Origin of the sequence: Rubellimicrobium rubrum, from assembly GCF_006152115.1 — a bacterium.
In the GTDB taxonomy this organism is placed as follows: domain Bacteria; phylum Pseudomonadota; class Alphaproteobacteria; order Rhodobacterales; family Rhodobacteraceae; genus Rubellimicrobium; species Rubellimicrobium rubrum.
Genome location: NZ_VDFU01000048.1, coordinates 1 through 16,736, shown reverse-complemented (window position 1 = coordinate 16,736; position 16,736 = coordinate 1). Strand labels below are relative to the sequence as shown.

General features: G+C 62.9%; 17 protein-coding genes. 10 read left to right on the top strand and 7 right to left on the bottom strand.

Features of this window, described 5'->3' with window-relative positions; all coding sequences use genetic code 11:
- Together FHG66_RS21765 and FHG66_RS20195 are read left to right on the top strand one after the other, a co-directional pair.
- The coding region (locus FHG66_RS21765) for a hypothetical protein (protein ID WP_218013929.1) at positions 1–409 on the top strand (409 nt) is incomplete at its 5' end.
- Positions 410–1,155: 746 nt separating this feature from the next.
- Positions 1,156–1,419 carry a hypothetical protein gene (locus FHG66_RS20195; protein WP_139078953.1) on the top strand — a complete coding sequence of 88 codons (264 nt, stop codon included), beginning with the start codon at positions 1,156–1,158 and terminating at the stop codon, positions 1,417–1,419.
- A gap of 279 nt (positions 1,420–1,698) precedes the next feature.
- Here FHG66_RS20195 and FHG66_RS20190 read toward each other — a convergent pair whose 3' ends face one another.
- The 4 genes from FHG66_RS20190 to FHG66_RS20175 form a co-directional block, all read right to left on the bottom strand.
- Positions 1,699–2,790, bottom strand: coding sequence for a DUF5677 domain-containing protein (locus FHG66_RS20190; protein ID WP_139078952.1), 1,092 nt, complete (start codon positions 2,788–2,790; stop codon positions 1,699–1,701).
- A 211-nt stretch (positions 2,791–3,001) separates the two neighbouring features.
- Positions 3,002–5,164 carry a KAP family P-loop NTPase fold protein gene (locus FHG66_RS20185; protein WP_139078951.1) on the bottom strand — a complete coding sequence of 721 codons (2,163 nt, stop codon included), beginning with the start codon at positions 5,162–5,164 and terminating at the stop codon, positions 3,002–3,004.
- Between the two features lie 37 nt (positions 5,165–5,201).
- Positions 5,202–5,471, bottom strand: coding sequence for a type II toxin-antitoxin system YafQ family toxin (locus FHG66_RS20180; protein ID WP_139078950.1), 270 nt, complete (start codon positions 5,469–5,471; stop codon positions 5,202–5,204).
- Complete coding sequence (locus tag FHG66_RS20175) at positions 5,468–6,037, bottom strand: hypothetical protein (protein ID WP_176556372.1); 570 nt, start codon at positions 6,035–6,037, stop codon at positions 5,468–5,470. The genes FHG66_RS20180 and FHG66_RS20175 overlap by 4 nt, the downstream gene beginning before the upstream one ends.
- Positions 6,038–6,483: 446 nt before the next feature.
- Between FHG66_RS20175 and FHG66_RS20170 the strand changes: the two genes are divergently transcribed.
- The gene (locus tag FHG66_RS20170; protein ID WP_139078949.1) at positions 6,484–6,750 is read left to right on the top strand and encodes a type II toxin-antitoxin system RelB/DinJ family antitoxin; all 267 of its coding nucleotides are present in this window, start codon (positions 6,484–6,486) and stop codon (positions 6,748–6,750) included.
- Positions 6,751–6,803: 53 nt separating this feature from the next.
- On the opposite strand, the gene mobQ is transcribed toward FHG66_RS20170, so the two are convergent.
- Positions 6,804–8,279 carry a MobQ family relaxase gene (gene mobQ, locus FHG66_RS20165; protein WP_139078948.1) on the bottom strand — a complete coding sequence of 492 codons (1,476 nt, stop codon included), beginning with the start codon at positions 8,277–8,279 and terminating at the stop codon, positions 6,804–6,806.
- Positions 8,280–9,043: 764 nt separating this feature from the next.
- On the opposite strand from mobQ, the gene FHG66_RS22505 reads away from it, so the two are divergent.
- The 5 genes from FHG66_RS22505 to FHG66_RS20140 all read left to right on the top strand — a co-directional run bounded on the left by FHG66_RS22505 (position 9,044) and on the right by FHG66_RS20140 (position 11,567).
- Positions 9,044–9,397 carry a mobilization protein gene (locus tag FHG66_RS22505; RefSeq protein ID WP_246082698.1) on the top strand — a complete coding sequence of 118 codons (354 nt, stop codon included), beginning with the start codon at positions 9,044–9,046 and terminating at the stop codon, positions 9,395–9,397.
- A complete protein-coding gene (locus tag FHG66_RS20155; protein ID WP_139078947.1) occupies positions 9,397–9,915 on the top strand; it encodes a hypothetical protein in 519 nt (172 codons plus the stop codon). The genes FHG66_RS22505 and FHG66_RS20155 overlap by 1 nt, the downstream gene beginning before the upstream one ends.
- 352 nt (positions 9,916–10,267) lie before the next feature.
- Complete coding sequence (locus tag FHG66_RS20150) at positions 10,268–10,462, top strand: hypothetical protein (RefSeq protein ID WP_139078946.1); 195 nt, start codon at positions 10,268–10,270, stop codon at positions 10,460–10,462.
- 173 nt (positions 10,463–10,635) lie between these two features.
- Complete coding sequence (locus FHG66_RS20145) at positions 10,636–10,851, top strand: hypothetical protein (RefSeq protein ID WP_139078945.1); 216 nt, start codon at positions 10,636–10,638, stop codon at positions 10,849–10,851.
- A gap of 218 nt (positions 10,852–11,069) precedes the next feature.
- The gene (locus FHG66_RS20140) at positions 11,070–11,567 is read left to right on the top strand and encodes a helix-turn-helix domain-containing protein (RefSeq protein ID WP_139078944.1); all 498 of its coding nucleotides are present in this window, start codon (positions 11,070–11,072) and stop codon (positions 11,565–11,567) included.
- 108 nt (positions 11,568–11,675) lie between these two features.
- On the opposite strand, the gene FHG66_RS20135 is transcribed toward FHG66_RS20140, so the two are convergent.
- On the bottom strand, positions 11,676–12,389 hold the full coding sequence (locus FHG66_RS20135) for a helix-turn-helix domain-containing protein (RefSeq protein WP_139078943.1): 714 nt from the start codon (positions 12,387–12,389) through the stop codon (positions 11,676–11,678).
- Positions 12,390–12,918: 529 nt separating this feature from the next.
- On the opposite strand from FHG66_RS20135, the gene FHG66_RS20130 reads away from it, so the two are divergent.
- Positions 12,919–13,368: a DUF4126 domain-containing protein gene (locus tag FHG66_RS20130; protein WP_139078942.1), complete on the top strand. Its 450-nt coding sequence runs from the start codon at positions 12,919–12,921 to the stop codon at positions 13,366–13,368.
- A 181-nt stretch (positions 13,369–13,549) separates the two neighbouring features.
- Here FHG66_RS20130 and FHG66_RS20125 read toward each other — a convergent pair whose 3' ends face one another.
- Positions 13,550–14,761: a diguanylate cyclase domain-containing protein gene (locus tag FHG66_RS20125; RefSeq protein ID WP_176556371.1), complete on the bottom strand. Its 1,212-nt coding sequence runs from the start codon at positions 14,759–14,761 to the stop codon at positions 13,550–13,552.
- 649 nt (positions 14,762–15,410) lie between these two features.
- Here FHG66_RS20125 and FHG66_RS20120 point away from each other — a divergent pair.
- Complete coding sequence (locus tag FHG66_RS20120; protein WP_176556370.1) at positions 15,411–16,391, top strand: YncE family protein; 981 nt, start codon at positions 15,411–15,413, stop codon at positions 16,389–16,391.
- Positions 16,392–16,736 lie beyond the last annotated feature (345 nt).

Genomic DNA, 16,736 nt, shown 5'->3' with positions numbered 1-16,736 from the left:
CGACGAAGAGTTGCAGCAGACATTATCTATCTTGGGCTTAGCCGAGGGTTGGCGCAGAGGCGAATTTTTTATCGGACTTCGTCAAAGTTCTGGTTTAAGAGCGTATGATTTTCAGGCGGGCGATCATTGGGAGGCAATGTTTCTCCCTAATGGTGAGGGAACTTTGGAGTGGCGCCTTGGCTTTGAAGTTAAGTGCGAGAAGGGTTATTCGGTGCTCGTACAAGACGCTGCACAAGCGGGTTTTCGGACTCTTCAAGGCGTATTAACAGAACCAATCTTGAGCCGGATGAGTTCAACCGCTGGATTTTCAATTGCTTTGAAACCGGAGGGTGAGGTTCAGATTAGACGCGGAGATCCTATTGCATGGATCTACGCCATTGATGGAGAGACTCTGCGCGCCAATTTATAATCTGTTTGTTGTAAGATCGGTTATGACCGCATTTTGCGCTTAAGGCCATGGTGGGTGCCAAGCTCTGATGGTGTGACTGCTCCCGCTTGTAGAGCACCCTGACACACCGATGCTGTCGGAGTCGTTGCGTCATCAGATCCGGTTCGGCCACTACATAGGTCAGGATTTCGCATGCTTTGAGGTGCTCCGCTTGCCCGGGACATCGGTGGCGCACTGGCTCATGAAACTCCTGCTGGATCAGCACGAGCGTTCTGACAGTCGATAGTCGGCCTCAGCCTGAACCTTGGTCACATATGAGATGTCCATTCCGCTCTGTGCGTAAATCATACAGACCGTGTGAAAACTCGATTGCCGAGCGAAATTTGGTCCACCGACGCTGTAGTTTGGCCTGCTTCAATCTTCGAAAGAGGCCCGCACGCCTCCAAACTGCCCATTTGGCACCTCCCGCCGGTGCCTACGGCAAGTTCTCACACGGTCTGCATAATTAGTGCACCGGCAGCGCGGGTGTAGGCGTCAAGCCTTGCCGCAGCTGCGCGCGGGACCTCGCAACAGCTCCTATACTTGGTCCAGGCGGCGTTTCAGACGTGCCAAACTGACTCTAGAGCGATAGTACAGCCGTCTCATGCCGGGATCTTGCTTGGGTGCACCTAATTGAAGTATGCCAAGTTTTGTTTTCGGATTGGACGGTTCACTAAGCGGTGGATATTACAACGCACTTCTGCATGTGACGAAAGGAGACCTGAAAAATGCTTTCCGTAACTGTCAAATCTACGGGCTTTGATGGCAATGTTAGCTTTGATCTTTCAGTGGAAGAAGCAGAGGCCATTCTTGATGCAGAAACCGCGGATGAAGTTCTCATAGGCACCAACGGCGAACGTGTGTCTGTCGATACCTCTGAAAGTGTGACTTGGCATGAAAGACGCGCTAACGGCACATACAGAACATGGCCCATGGATCGCGCGGATCTCATGAAGAAGCTCGAGAAAGAATTGGCTCAAGACAAGGACTGAGATCGCCGACGGCATTCCGAGACGCTTACTGGGCAGGGGAAACAACCCCTGCATCCCAGACCGCACATCGCGTGACCAACCCATCAAGCACGACCGCCACCGCATCAAGATGATGTTCGCCCACTTCAAGGACTGGCGCCGCGTGGCCACCCGCTACGACTAGGGCCCAATCGTTTCCCTGTCGGCCACCGCCCTCGCCGCCACCGTCCTGTTCTAGTTACGCGTCCCAAGCCTTGGACCGTTGAGTGGCACTCCAGCAGGCACAGATGTCATGAGTTCTTATCGAGCTGAATTCTCACTCATCTTGCGTTTCTTAAAATCTTCAAGTGTTCTTTGTTCAGTTTCCAAAGCGATGCCGGACATCTGATCAGCTAATTTCAGCATGACACCTGAATGAACAATGCGATCAGGGTTGGGAGTATGAAATAGATAAGTCGTTGTGATTTGGGCGAGAGTAATTGCAGTCATCTGAAAAGGATCAACAAAGCCAGAGTTACTTGGTCCGATAAGGTTTACATACTCCTTTGCCTCAGATAAACCAAGCAGCTTGTCTGCTGGACGGTGGTTTGCGTGAGTGTGAGTGGAAGCCCACTTGTATCGAGGTCGCCAGTGATCCATATTCACATGCTCTTCTAACGCCGCGAAGGTCGGGTGTGTCTGCATTATCGCTGGCCACTCCCCAAGTTTGTCCTTGTCAATCTTTCTCCCAAGAAACTGCTCCGCGCGCTCACACCTCTCGTCAAAATTTGCTAGCTCTTCGGCTGAAAAAGGTCGAAGCCGTGCTCGCTCCGAGTAATGATTCATCTGATGAGCGGCACGGCGCGCGGCAAAGTGGAAGCTGAGCAAGTAGGCTATCGCCGCACCCTTCCCAACCTGTGCTATGTACATTGCTGTTACGCTAACCTCATGAAGTGAGCGCCAACGCGCAAGAGCACCGTCGGGATAGCCACCTTTTAACAGGCAGATTATCTCTTGTGTTACTAGAAGCGCTCGGGGGAAGAGGTGAGCGAGGGCCGCCACGACCTCGTTATCATCCTCGCCGCCTTCTGCTTGAATTTCTGTTCCATGTATTTCTCCTAACTCTTGCGCGGTGAACCACATCATTTCAAGGTGATCAAAGCACGGCTTCCAACGTATGAGATTTCTCTTCTCGAATTCTCTAGATTCTCGCCGCAAGTTTTGAAGCATTTTTGGCGCTGCACTTAAGTACGCATTCATGGCGCTCTCTTGGCAATCATCCTTAACTTCATTGAACACCTTCGAGAACTTTGTAGCGATTTCCTCAGGGCCGGCAGTATCCAAGTCGATGAGTTCTGCTAGAGCAGCAAGAATGCTCTCTTCCAGAACTCTAAGGTTTTTCTTGTCAGCCAACGTTAGTTACCTCCATCCCCTTCTTCACAATAAAGCTTTTGAAATAGACACGGTGCACAGGCCGACTAACTTAGGTCAGTCAACTTGCCGGCAGGACTCAGGAAAACTGTTTCCTGGGCCATTTCGGATAGAAGCACCCTTAGGACTCTTGGCAATTATATCGCCGCCACCCCGCTGATCCTGATCGTTATAGACGGGTGACGTACATCTCTCAGCGCCTAGGCGCGTTCCAAGCTTTCAGAAGCCGGCGCATGACCTCCGTCTCTGGTCCATCGACTGCGCCGGTGGCGGTCAGCTTCTCCAGCCGTGCCTGGAACTGGACGGGATCGATGATCCGCTCGGCGCCGTCGATCTGCGCGCGGTCCGAGCGACGCGCGACCAAGTCCCCCAAGCCACCAAACCCCATCCCTTGAGTCCATGAGGTGCCGAGGAATGCCTCGGCCAGCACGGGGACGGCAGCATCATCCTCAAGTATGGATGCCGTCCAGGCTCTCACACCGGCGCCGTCGTCACCGTCGAAGTCAGCCCACCGAAACAGAAGGCCGGCGAGCTTGGGGGTTGCTAGGAGCGACCCATCAGCCGCCGCGGCCTCCATCCTTGCCAGGAAGAGGGCCACCAGCCGGTCGAGGTCCTCGCGGGTCGTGAGGCACCTCTCCTCGGACTCGGGGTCCTCACCTTTGCGCGGAAAATAGTCACCGTGAGCGGAGATCGTGAGGTCTGCGAGCCAGGATAGCGCTGCTCGCTCGGAGGCTTTCAAGATCACGCGCGACCGCTCCGCCAGGAGCATCCGCTCGAGCGTGAGCTTCCGCAGGAGCCAGTGAAGCCGGAAGCGATTGTCCGCGATCCCGAAGGCCTTGGCCTCGTCCTGTGGCACCCTGAGCTCGTCGGCCACCTCGAAGAGAGCCGTGAGGAAAGGCTCAACGTCCTTGTCCGCTACATCGTCGGCATAGAGGGTCATCGCCTCAAGGAGGTGGGAAGCTCGTGTCTGACCGCCAGTCACAGTCGTGGCGATCGCCTCGCGGAACGACCGTTGCACGTAGTCGGGCTCACCCGCGCGCCGAGCAAGCGCCGCGATTTCCTCTCGGCCGATGGTGTGGTCAGGGAGCGAGAACACAAAGTAGGTGTCGAAATGCTCGCTCGAGCAGAGGCGCCGGGCCCGAACCCAGGACTCCCCGCTGCTGTAGCGCGTATTCGACCAAGTGGCCTGGAGCCGGGGGAAGAGCCGCATCAGCACGTTCTTGATGCGCTGTCTGTCCTGCGACGGTACGCTGCCGATCAGCCGCTCCTCCAACTCCTTCGCCTGTTCCAGGGTTTGGTGGTCGTCGCCGCTGGTGCCCACGAGGCGGTGCTCCGAGGCCCGCACCGCGCGGTAGACAGCGGGCCGGAAGAGGCGCAGCGCCTCGAGCGCCACGAAGTCGCCGGGGTGAACCTCGCCTTTCACCGCGCCCCAGGTGATCGCGAGCGAGTTGGCGAGCCGCACCACGTCCCGTGGCGTCCCTAGCTCCGGGTAGATGGCCTCGAAGAACAGGTTGACGAGGTGCGTATCGTCGCCGTCCAGCCAACTCCCTCCGTCCTCCTTCAGAAATAGCGGCTCGACCTGCTCGAGGAACAGCGTCTGAAGGTGCACGGGGTCGGGCTCGGGCAGGTCGAACCCGGCCTGCACGATCTTCTCGAGGTAGTGCGCGCCCTCGGAGGGGTAACGGTCGGCCACCACCTTCTCGGTCACCTCCCGGTCGTAGGACAGGAGATAGGCCACGTTCGGCAGGCGGCCCACCGACTTGATGAGCCGCAGCACTACCAGCGCCTCGTCGGGGGTGAGCCGGTCAAGATCGTCTACGATGAAGAGGAAGCGCTTCGGCTGTGCCCTGAGTGCCTCCGCGACCTTGTGCTGCAAAGCGTCGGTGGTCTCGTCGCCGGTCACGAGGTTGCCGACGAGCTCTGCGGCCCCGCCTACTACAGTTTCTGCAAGGCTCCCACCGAACACCCCGGCCACAGCCCCTAGAAGCTTGCCGCCGCCGGCCACGACACCTCCCAGGGCGGCAAGTGCATCCTTGGCGCCAGAGGTCTTGTCGAGCTCGTCTCGAAGGGCTGCATAGAGTTCGCGGAAGAAGCCTACGGCGAGCGCATCCTCGGTGCGGTACCACCACGCCTGGATCGGCACGACCACGGGCGCGTCGTCCACCTGCGCGAGGTGATGGCGGACAAGGTTGATGACGCTGCTCTTGCCCGAGCCCCAGGGGCCGTGGATCGCCACCACGCTGCCCACGGGGTGCTTGAGCGCGAGAATGCAGCGAGCGATGGCGCGCGCGAACGGGTCAAAGCCGAAGCGGTCCTGCTCGGGCTTGGCGATGGGGGCGTCGTCGAAATCAGGCATGTCTTATCTCACCGGCTCGGGACCCTGGGTTCCCGCGTTAGAACAGCTCGCTGTGGGATCCCAGGGCGGCCAGGACCAACTCATCCTCCGTCACGGAGTAGATGAGCACGAGGTCCGGCTTCACGTGGCAGTCCCGGAACCCCTTCCACTTCCCGCCCAAGGGATGATCCACCATCCTGGCCGGGAGGGCCTGGCCGGCGACCAGAGCCTCAAGCACGGGCTTGAGGACGCTCTCGAGGTCGGCGGACGACTTCGCCTCGCGCTTGTAGTCCTTCTTGAAGGCCGAGGTGCGCCGAATGGTCCTCACTTGGTGGCGCTCCTCTTTCTGGAGGTGGAGGAGGGCCGCCTCTTTCTAGGGGCAGGCTCCGGCTCCGGCTCCGGGACGACGCCCGGCTCGGGGACCAGGTCCAGAGGGTCGGTCATGTCCTTGGCGCCGACGTCGTAGGCCCACTCGAGAAGCGCGGTGTAGCTCGCCTCCGTGAGGCCCGGGGTCTTCTGCTGGTAGTGCCAGCGCAGGACCAAGTGCGGGTTCCAGATGATGACGTTGCTCATGGGGCCGGACCTGCCGGCCTTGATGTCGATGAAACGGAGCTCGTGGAGCTTCCTCACCCGCGTGGCCCAGGTGTACTCTCCGCGCTGGCCACCGAAGCCGGCCGCGAAGGCCATGTCGCCCGGCTTGCCGAGGGTCACGTAGGAGTTGTCCCAGGTGCCGCACCAGAGGGCCAGGTAGGTAGAAGAGACGGGTGCCCCCTTGGTCATCTCGTCCATGATCCTGAGGACCAGGGGCATGGTCTTCGGGATCGTCGTGAAGCCCTTGTTGGAGAGACGATGCCAGAGGTGCTCGTCGACCCCGGGCCACAAGCTCTCCCTCATTGCCTTCTGCTTCTGCGCGATCGCGCCAGCTCCTCGTACCGTCACCATCCCTGGCCTCCATCTCTCCGGCCCGGACTGGGCTTCCGGTACGTTATCTCTCTCACAGTGAGCAAAATCAATGATTTAGCTATCTACTGGCGGAGAAGGTATTGCGTTGTTAATCTATCTTCAAGGTCTGTATAGTGTATTCTAATGCATCTGGTATTACGTGTTGCAACATACATTACAAAGTAGATGGATAATCATATACAAAGCAAAGGGTTGTATGATGGATGTCTGTACTACTGGTGCTGTGTGTTCTGTGTGTGCTTCCGTGCTTCATGTGCTGCATGGGATGGGTGGGGGAAGGGTGTTGGGGACTTGATCCAGAAGGCCTCAAGAGGCAATTGTAGCTACAAGGTGGCTACAAAAGAAGAAGTCGCCAAGCTGTTGCCTAAGGTGGACCCATGCCTGCCAACGACATCGTCCGTGCAAGGATCGACCCCGACCTGAAGAGAGAGGCGACCGCCGTTTTGAGCGGCATGGGCCTTTCTGTCTCGGATGCTATCCGGCTAACCTTGGTTCGCATCACCGAGGATCGGGCGCTCCCGTTCCAGCCCCGGACCCCTAACCGGAAGACTGAGGAGGCCCTCCAGGCAGCCCAGCAAGGGGAAGGCGTGCGGTTTGATTCCGTTGACGCTCTGTTCGACGATCTGAACGACGACGAGGACTGATCGCTAGCCTCGCGGTGCCGGCCGCGTGTCGGTCAGGGCGGCCTAAGAAATCTCTACAGCCCGTAGCTGATCCCACGGTCCTTGGGCTTGAGCGCGTGCTCGTCGCGCTCCTCCTCATGCGCCCGCTCCGTGTGCGCTTGGCCCATGCCCTCCCGATCCATCGCCACCGGCTTGGCGCGGTCCAGCACGCCCCTGAGCTGCTCGCGGATGGCTTCGGCGCTGCGCGCCCGGTGCGCCTCTTGGGGATACCCCAGCTCTTGCCCGTGCGCCGGCAGGCCCACGGCTGGCTCCTCGCGCTGCGCCGCCTCCGCACTTGGCCGCGCCCGGTCCTGCAGCGCCTCGAGCCGCTTGCGGATGGCCTCGGCGTCGAGGCTCCGCTCCTGTCCCTGCCGCTCCAGCCCGTGGGCCGGTAGGCCTGCCTCCGGCCCGTGCTGTAGCCCGTCCTGGGCGTGACAGGGCGCCTCCCGGCCCACGATCTGCCCCAGCCGCTCCTTGATGCTCGCCCAGCTCGCCTCGCGTGCCTCGCGCTCCCTCTGGGGGTCCTGGCCCTCCTCGTCGCCCTGCCCCCGGCCGATCCCCTGCCGCTCGGCCGCAGCCCTGAGCGCCGCGAGGCCCGCACGCACTTGGTTGGCACCCTCCTCGCGGGCGTGGGCGTAGGTGGCGCGCGCCAGCGCCGCGCGCTCGCGGACCTGCTCGCGCAAGACCTCCCGCACCCGCGCCAGCTCAGCCAAGAGGCTCCGCGCCTGTCGCGCCTCGTGCACCTGCGCGCCCCGCTCGGTAAGGGGGACATACTCGTGCCCGTCCCGCTCGGCGGCCCGTTGCTCCCGTCTCTCGATAGCGCTCACCACGGGCCCGAGCTTGACCTCGGGCGCGCGGTCCAGATTGTCGGCCCTAGCCTCGTGCCCGAGCGCGCGCGCCTCCTTCCGCTGCATGGCCAGCGTGCGGTGGTCCACGCGCTCGGCGACGTGGGCTCGCTCGAGCGCCCGGTTCTGCATCTCCGCCCACCTTTCCCGCATGTGGGCGATCTCGAGCCCGCCGGTCTGCTTGGCGTCGAGCGCCCGCGTCTTGTCGGTGAGCCCCTCGGCCGTGAGGCGGCGGGTGGTGGTGAGCACGTGCGCGTGCCAGTTCCTCTGGTCCCCCTCCCGGTGCGGCGCATGGATCGCCACGTCGGCCGCCACCCCGTAGCGGGCGACCAGCTCGCGGGCGAAGGCATGGGCCAGCTCGCGCCGCCCTGCCCCGTCCAGCTCGTGCGGCAGGGCCAGCTCCCACTCCCGGGCGGTGACGCTGTTGCTCCGCGTCTCGCGCGCCTCCGCCGCGTTCCAGAGGGCCTGGCGGCCGTGGGCCCACTTGGGCGCGTCCTCGGGCGCCACGATGAACGAGGCCTCCACGCCGCTCTTCGCGCGGTAGTCATGCACCCGGCCTTCTCGCTCGCACGTGATGCGCTCGGCCGCGCGGTAGGCAATGGCGGCGGTCGCGGACCGGCCAGCGGAGCGCTGCACGGTCTTCACGCTGAGGTGGTAGCTCGCCACGGCTGCTCACCCCTGCTGCAGGGCTCGGGCCCCGCCACCGAACGGGGCCCAGCATGCAGCTCGCGTGCGCCCTCGGCGGGGAGGCGGGGTCAAGGGGGGTGGTGCGGCCCGCAGCCGGCCCGAGCCGGCGAGGACCCGGCCCCCTTGAGGCTGCCGGAGCGCCCACGCTTCCCCGGCGTTCCCTGCCATGCGCCATGGCAGGGAACTGCCCAGCGGCGAGCGCTCTTCCGGCTCTGCGCAGGTGATGCGGTCGGCTGGGCCCGGCTCCCGCGTGGCAGCGCGGGACGGGCTGGGAGCAAGCCTAAGGGGTAGCCCGACCGGCGCAACGACGGCACGTACCCTAGGGCCAGCAAGGCGGGCGAGCGTGGCCGAGTCACCACGCCTAGGCCGGGGAGACACGAGGACCGCAGCCCCCATCGAGGGGCGAAGGTCCGGACAGGCCGGAAGCGCAACAAGGGCCGCGCGGATCGGCAGGGGCGCACGTCGCCGCGATCCACCTGCGCAGGGTGGCCGGGGTGGGTGTGGGAGGGCAGGACGCGCCTCCCACTCCGGCGTGCGCCAGCCCGACGGACCGGGGACGCCGTCGGCGGGGGCCAGCGGAGCGCTGCCCCCGGGAGATCGCACGCAAACTCGCAGAGTTTGCATAAGTGCGCCCTTCTCACATCCGTTCGGCGGGCCCACACTCCACCTCGTCAGGGTTGCCTCAGGGATCAACCTAAAGGAGACTCAAGGCTTAGGGTAGAGATTTCGGACGGGAGGAACCTATGGCCGAGACCGAACTCGAACGCGCCGAGAAGCGCTACGCCCAGGCCAAGGCCCGGCTCCAAGCGCTGAAGAACAGAGCGGCCACCCAGGCCCGCAAGCTCGATACCCGGCGCAAGGTGATCCTCGGGGGAGCCCTGGTCGATCTAGCGGCGCGGGATGCCAACGCGGCCGCCATGCTCGACCGGCTGGTGCGCAATCTTCCCCGCGAGCAGGACCGCAAGGCGTTCGAGGGCTGGTCACTGGAGGACGATGCGGCAGGAACGGCAGAACCGGACACCGACACCCCGGGCCGTGCTGAGCCTCAAGCCTCTGCCCCGTCCCCTGCTGACGCTCCCTCTCCACGGAGGACCTGATGCCCCCTCGTCCGCCTGCCTCTCCCACTTCCCCTGACGCTGACCTCCGCGACACCCTCGACCTCCTGAGCCAGGTCGTGGCCGACATCTCGGACCGCCTCGACAAGCAGGGCCACGCCCTCCAGGCTATCGGGAATACCGTCACCACCTTGGCCACACGGGAGCCGGGCACTGCCCCTACCCCCGACCGCATGGCCGATGCCACCGCCCGGGCTGTCGGTAAGAGCCTCCTGCCTTCTCTCCACAAAATCGTGGACGCCATGGAGGAGCTGAACGGCACCAAGGCCGTCCTCCGTGACCGCTGGCGCATCGTGGATCGCGAAGAGGCCCGCCTCGGCCGCTGGAAGGTCGAGCCTTGGAGCGTGGTGCTCGGCATCCCTCTGGCGCTGCTCCTGCTCCTCGCGCTCACCGTCCCTCGTGCTGTCGCCCAGACTCCCCTTACCTGCCGCGCGACCGGCGGCACATGGTGGGATGAAAGCGAGAACTACCCCGCCGCCTGCTCCTTCAACGCCGACTAGCAGAACGGGTGGAACGCCCCGAGAGGAACAGAAAGGACGCTTGCCGCTGGGCAGTCCTTTGGGATGCACACATCCCAAAGGACAGGCGACAACGTGAGGCGCTCCGGGTCCGTCCAGGGAGCCGGGTCCTCGCCCCGATGGGGCTGCGGGCCGCACCACCCCCCTGGACCGCCCCTCCACGCCAGAACCTTTTTCCCTAGGTCTCGAGCGCCGCACTGTAACCAAGCAGCATCTTGCGTGACGGTCATAGAACTACGGCGCCACGTCAACCGGGAACCCATCAGTCGTCCTCAGCGCTTCCCCAAGTAGGCCGGGCACAACGGCCATGGGCAGCCACGGCAGGACGAGCAGAGTGACAATCGAGCACTTCATTCCCGAGCGCGCTTACGATCAACTTGTCCATGAGCTCACGGCGCTCGCGGTCCAACAAGGCCGCCCAGGACCTCACGCGGAGACGTGGGCCGTCGAGTTCCTGAACCTCGCTGGCGTCTGGCCCGACCTTTTCGCGCCCGTCTGCGAGACCGAACCGAACCGCGCCGCAGCCTGACCCCGGCCTGCACACCTCCACGCACCGCACCGAACCCGACCCGACCCAGGGCCAACAACCGGCAAGCCTTTGGAAACCATGGGCAGCGTTTGTCTGGAACACGTTACCCGTCGTCAGCACTTCCTTGAGTAGACTGTCGCGAAGGTCGTCGGTCAAAGTCCCAGGAGCAGCAGGTGACGACAAACCATTTCCTTCCCGAGCACGTCTATGATCGGCTTGCCCTCGAGCTCGAGGCGCTTGCGGTCCAGCAAGGTGCGCGCGGACCCCTCGACCCTGTAGGTTGGGCCATGGAGTTCCTGAGCTTGGCCGGCGTCTGGCCCGACAGTGTTAAGCCAACAGTCACCCCCGAAACTGGGCCAGCAGTTCCGGCGTCGCCCGCAGGCGCCTGACGTAGATGCTGCCTTTGCCGCCGTTGATGTCAAGCAGCCACCCGTTGTGCTGCCCGAAAGGCTGCCCGCGCTGGATCGGTCAGGATGTCGGTCTTCAAGTTGTTCGTCATTACCGCTCCATCTAGCTACAGGCATGCCACACCCGCAGAAGGGCGAAGGTGTGCGGGCTTCCTCTCAAGGTGTGCACCATGCACACTGTGCGCACAATGAGCGCACACATGACCCCCGCACAGGCCGCACACGCCAGCGACACCTCCCGGTGGACGATTATGCGAGCGATCAAAGCCCAACAACTCCGGGCGACCAGAGACAATCGAAACCAATGGCGGATCACCCCTGAGGATCTTGCCGCATGGCGGATCGCACACCCTGCACACAGTGCGCACACTGTGCGAGAGGATGAGATTGACCACCTCGCACACCTGATCGCACAGCCCGCACAGGAGTCTGCACACCCCGACAAAGGCTTGCAGGAGGAAGTTCAGACTCTACGCAAAGAGCTGGACGAGATGCGACTGGCTATTGCTGCGGCGACGCAACGAGCCCTTGCGGCCGAAGCCCTTCATGCCACGACCGAGGCTCGCGCTGTATCCGCTGAAACCGACCGGGACCGTTGGCATGAGCACGCCAAGGAGCTCGCAGCGCGTATTCCTCCACCATCGACGGCACCTGTGCCACAGGCCAGCTTCTGGCAGCGTATCTTCCGGCGGACCTGAGGCCAGTTCGACTACCTCCGGGCAAGTCCTCCTCGATCGAGCGCGGCGATCACTGTCCGCTCTGTGTGCTTCTCAGCCCTTTCGACGCCCGCCCCGGGCGTGCCGCTCTTACTTATAGATGGTAGATTTGTATTCTGACCGGCTGGCAGACTCGCGTTCCTGGACATGGCGACCAAGGCTCGCGAGCGCCCTCCCCAGGGGCCCGTCGTCCACCTCGACCACTGCCAGCTCATCGAGCCCAAGGCCTGCCTTCACTGCCGCAAGGTCTTGGCGCCGGTCCTCAAGATCCTGGGCCACGTCATCGGGCAGGGGCGGCTCGCCTATGAGAAGGCGCGCGGCCCGGGGCGGCATGGATAGCCGATAGGCACTCGACGTTTGCCGGACCTGCGGCCCGCGACCCTCGCACCCCGTGGGTTCATACCGCCGCAGCCAGTCCAGGAAGCCGGCCGTCCGCAGGTTCGCCAGCGCCCGCACGACCGCATCCTTCGACCGCTTGAGCCGGCCCATGAGCCACGCCAGCGACGGATCGAGGCGCCCCGTGCGCCGGTCCACAAGATTCGCCAACAGGTCCAGCACCTCGAGGGCGACGTGTCCCAGGGGTCCGTTGCGCCGTCCAGGCCGGCGCCCGGCCAGATCGTAGCGCCGCGCGGCCAGCAGCACGCGCCGCACCTCCGCCCGGTCCGTTCGCCGCCACCACGCGCCCTCGCACGTGCCCACCAAGCGCGAGCCGCGCCGCACGGGATGGCGCGCACGGCCCCCTCGGCCGGCGCCTGCGTGCCCGCCCGGGCCTCCGTCCAGGACGGCCCCGATCTCTCTCATCATCTCTGTCTGTCCCTCTGTTGGCTGTGGAAAGCCGACAGGGACGGGGCCTCCATGGGAGGAGCAGTGGCCCTAGCACCAACTTGTGCGCGGGCAAGGCTCCGCCATGGCAAGAAACCTCTTGCGAACGGCCGGGGAGACATGGGAAGCTAAGGGTGTCACGCATTAGCTTTCCTGGCGGTCTCCGCCGGATATGAGGCCCGCCCCTGGCGGGTCTTCGTATTTTCTGGGCTTGCGTTCCCCTGGGTTGCTCGATCGCGCCGCTACCTGAGTCCAGGCGGCCTTCCTGCCACAGTGCCGGAGGGAGAACGGGCAGGCAACGTCTTTCAAGTTGTCGAGGCTAAGGCAGGGGCCCCGGCCGCCGACGCGGAGGGAAGGTCAAGGTCTTCTGCAGCGGAACGAGGACAGGTCGTGACGGGATTGGAGCGGCCCACGCTCCCGCCTGTCCCTTCTGGTGCCTTGCATCGGAAACAAACAGCGCCTCGCCAGTTGTGCAGGCAGTCGCGTCCCATCAGCCCCCGAGGAGGCCGCAATGCTCCGTTCCATTCTCATGGGTCTTGTGGCCGGCCAGCGCGCGATGACGCCGCTTGCGGCTCTCGCAGCGGCGGCTCGGCGCGGGGACCTGCCCGAGGGCGCGCCGGCGCGTGACCTCCTCGCCCACCCAGTGGTCGCGCTCGGGGCCGCCGCCCTGGCGGCAGCCGAGATGGCGGGGGACAAGCTCCCCTCCGCGCCGGACCGGATCATCCTCCCCGGTTTGGTGGGCCGGAGCGTCACGGCCGCCTTCGCGGGGGCGGTGCTCGCGCCTCCCGAGCGGCGCGCCGCGGCGGCGGCCTTCGCGGCGACTGCGGCCGTGGGCGCGTCTTATATAGGCTTCCGCTTACGCGTCCGTGCCATGCGCCGGTTCGGCCAGACGTCGACGGGACTCGTGGAGGACGCCATCGTGCTGGGCAGCGGCCTAGCCATCGCACGCCGGCGCGGCTGACCATGCCCTGACGATGCCGGAGCAGGTCACACTCTCAGCCGTCCCTTCCGGTACATTAGACCGGACCGAGCAAGCGCTCGTGTGAGAAGCGCCCCATCGGTGCGTTTCGCGCCGATCAAGAGCTTAGTGGCTGATGCACAGCCTTGGAGCAGCTTCGACGATCCGTTCCTGCCGACCGAGGCTAGCCAGTCCGCAGCAGCAGGTCCTCAACCTCGTGCAGTGGCTGCGGCTCGGGGTGCCCGAGGTCAGGCGCGATGCGGAGAGCCGTGGTGCGCCGCTTGTCCAAGTACATGCGCTTGTCGGAGAGGGCGAGGAGGTCAGCCTTCGACGAGGCGTGATTGGGGAAGAGCGCAAAGCCCACGCTTCCGGAGACCGGCCGACAAGGATCGCAGGTCTCGACGGAGGCGATGGCCTGCTTCAGACGGCCAACAACCTCGTGGCACTCAGCCTCCGAGGGCAGGTCCGGCACCAGGAGCGCGAACTCGTCGCCCCCCAGCCGCGCCAGAACGTCCGAGCCGCGGGTGATCGCCCTCAGCCTCTTGGTCACTTCGACCAGCAGCCGGTCGCCCGCCTCGTGGCCGAAGCGGTCGTTGATTCCCTTGAAGCCGTCGAGGTCCAGGCAGAACAGGCCAAAGCGCTGCCCGCCTGCCGCGGAAGCGCCGATATTCCGGTCTAGAGCCATGTGGAACGCCCGCCGGTTGGCCAGCCCTGTCAGGGGGTCGTGGTCTGCGAGGTAGCCGAGCCTGGTGTTGGCCTTGTACGAGGCTCGCATCTCCCGCGCGGCGACCACGAGCAGCGTTCCCAAGCCGAGAAGGATGGTGGCGGACAGGGCGGCGAACGCGCCTCGGCTGCGTGACTGTGCGGTCTCGTAATCCCGCTCGGCGCGGGCCATGTGCGTGCGCTCGATTGCCGTCAGGAACGCGATCTCTCGACGCAACTCATCCATGGTGTGCTTGCCGACATGGTCGAGGATCACATCTCGTGCCGCCTCGAAGCCCCGGGCGCGGCGTACGCCGACCGTGAACGTCACTCGAGCCATCTTCTGCTCGGCGAGTACGCGGATATGCGCGACCTCCAGGCGTGTCTCAGGACGGCTTGCGTACTGATCGTCGAGTGCCGCAAGCGCGTTCCCCATCCGCTGCCGGGCGGCCTCGTAAGGCTCGAGGTACTCGTCGAGCCCGGTGATCACGTAACCGCGCTGGCCGGTCTCGGCGTCCTGCATGACGGACAGGAGCGTCGCCAAGACGGCTATGTGCTTTTCCGCAGCAGCCAAGGCTTGAGCGCGGTCGCTAGCCTTCTCGGTCTCCCAGAAGCTGACGAGCAGGGCGCCCGCGACAAGGGCTGCCAGCAAGACCATGATGCTGGCCCACATTGCGTTCGTGCGCCAGTTCACCCGCATCCTCCAACTCACGCTGGGCACGCATACTCGATAGAGATTTCAGAGTGGTTAGCGCCCGCATCCGCAGCCCAACAGGCACTGGAACCCTACGGCTCGCTCAAGCCCAACCCTACCCATGTGCCTGGCCGGGTAGGTTCCCAGCATGAGACAACATTGCGCAAAAGCTGTGAGTTTTGCTGAGGGCGGCAGGCCAAGCCTCGCCAGTGTCTTGGTCTGCGCGTATGTCCAGCGCGAAACTCCCGGCCCGCCCTGAAACCTACCGATAGCCGCGCTACCCCTTGTGCCTGGCCATCCGTGCTGACCCGGACATAGCCTCGAACACAGGCCGCAAGGTCATCGAAGGGAGCGTCAGAGGGCTCGAGTTTCGCACATGACATACGCGCAGCTTAAGCTCTTGAACTGCTTGGGTCGAGCAGGCGGATAACAAATCATAACTTTCACACACACCCTACCCAAACTCATCCACTTCACATGCACCATCTCCCTGAACCGAGCCTTCATCAGAGACAGACCTGCCCAATGGTTTGAACGCCAGCATCCAGCGCAGCTCGTCTCACAACTTGTTACGTTAGGTAAAGCTAGGCATACTGCATGCATGCGGTGGAGGGAGCCTCCGCGCGCGCGAGTTCCAGCACTGGGGGAGATGATGAAGCTACTCTTCTCGACAGATACAGATTCTGGTACGATAACAGTAATCGACCTGGACGCGACAGCGACAACACCGATTGCCACCATTCCTGTTGGAAACGGCCCACGCGGCGCCGTTCGCTTTACCAGGACTGGACGTGGCTTCGTCACTAATCACGCTGGGAACACGATATCAGAAATTGATGCCAATACCCTGCGCGAGGCTCAGAGGATCACAGTCGGGGTTGCTCCCATCGGAGTCTCTATCGCTCCGGGAGATCGTTTTCTCATCGTTTCAAATGGCGGAGACAATACTGTATCGATTGTCGATCTCGAGTCGAATCAGGAAATTTATCAAGTTCCAGTCGGACGCGAGCCACGGCACCCCGACATTACGCCATCAGGTGACTTCGCTTATGTTCCAATATCTGGGGAAGACTACATAAGTAAGATTGACCTCCGGCCTCTTGCTGAAGGAAACGTACGAAACGTTCGCGAGGTGACGCGCATACCAACTGGCAAGGGGACTATGCCATATAGCGCTGCGATCTCTCCGGACGGCAGAACGGTAATCGCTGCGAATAACCAAGCTGATTTCGTGTCCATCATTGACACTGCAACGGACCAAGTTTCGTCTGCTTTGAATGTTGGCCACAAAGGTGCACGCGGAACCGCTTATACTCCAGATAGCTCCGTAGCATTCGTTTCGATTGAGAACGTTAGTGAGGTGGTAGCAATCGACTTAGCAACAGCTCAGTTGACCGCGCGTTATCCTGTCGCGCCCGGCCCAAGAGGTTTGCTCTTTGACGCCGACACTGGAACCGTCTTCGTTTCCGCTTTCGATAGGACAAGTATACCCAATCGTTCCGGAAATGCTGTTTCGGCGGTTAACTTCGGCACACAAACGTTCACCAGTGCCGCTGGCCTTCAGCCACAGATCATGGACATTCAAGTTGGCGCTGGCCCGTGCAGTGTCTCTATTTACAAGTCACCCTAGAACACTCTCGAAATAGGAAAGAAGATCTGGGCGAGAATGGCTAAGTTAAACTTTTGCTCTAAATTCTCATGGGCCATCTGTCCTGAACCAAGATCTACATCTAAAGAGTCAGAGGTCGTGCCTCCTCTTGAGGAAAGCGCCTTTCGGTGGCTCCAAACTGGTAGAGTGGGCCGCAATTGCGGCCCACATCAACTCGGGGCGCGCTTCGGCTGGACAGTGCGAGCGCCGGTCGATGTGAATCTTAGTCCTATAAGAGATGTTTCATTTTCTTGTGGCGACGAAGAGTTGCAGCAGACATTATCTATCTTGGGCTTAGCCGAGGGTTGGCGCAGAGGCGAATTTTTT

What these genes read in the sequence shown, in the direction of transcription:
- FHG66_RS20195 (WP_139078953.1), top strand. Translation starts at nt 1,156, where the DNA reads ATGCTTTCCGTAACTGTCAAATCTACGGGCTTTGATGGCAATGTTAGC.
- FHG66_RS20170 (WP_139078949.1), top strand. Translation starts at nt 6,484, where the DNA reads ATGCCTGCCAACGACATCGTCCGTGCAAGGATCGACCCCGACCTGAAG.
- FHG66_RS20155 (WP_139078947.1), top strand. Translation starts at nt 9,397, where the DNA reads ATGCCCCCTCGTCCGCCTGCCTCTCCCACTTCCCCTGACGCTGACCTC.
- FHG66_RS20175 (WP_176556372.1), bottom strand. Translation starts at nt 6,037, where the DNA reads ATGAGGGAGAGCTTGTGGCCCGGGGTCGACGAGCACCTCTGGCATCGT.
- FHG66_RS20135 (WP_139078943.1), bottom strand. Translation starts at nt 12,389, where the DNA reads ATGATGAGAGAGATCGGGGCCGTCCTGGACGGAGGCCCGGGCGGGCAC.
- FHG66_RS20130 (WP_139078942.1), top strand. Translation starts at nt 12,919, where the DNA reads ATGCTCCGTTCCATTCTCATGGGTCTTGTGGCCGGCCAGCGCGCGATG.
- FHG66_RS20120 (WP_176556370.1), top strand. Translation starts at nt 15,411, where the DNA reads ATGATGAAGCTACTCTTCTCGACAGATACAGATTCTGGTACGATAACA.
- FHG66_RS20185 (WP_139078951.1), bottom strand. Translation starts at nt 5,164, where the DNA reads ATGCCTGATTTCGACGACGCCCCCATCGCCAAGCCCGAGCAGGACCGC.
- FHG66_RS20140 (WP_139078944.1), top strand. Translation starts at nt 11,070, where the DNA reads ATGACCCCCGCACAGGCCGCACACGCCAGCGACACCTCCCGGTGGACG.
- FHG66_RS22505 (WP_246082698.1), top strand. Translation starts at nt 9,044, where the DNA reads ATGGCCGAGACCGAACTCGAACGCGCCGAGAAGCGCTACGCCCAGGCC.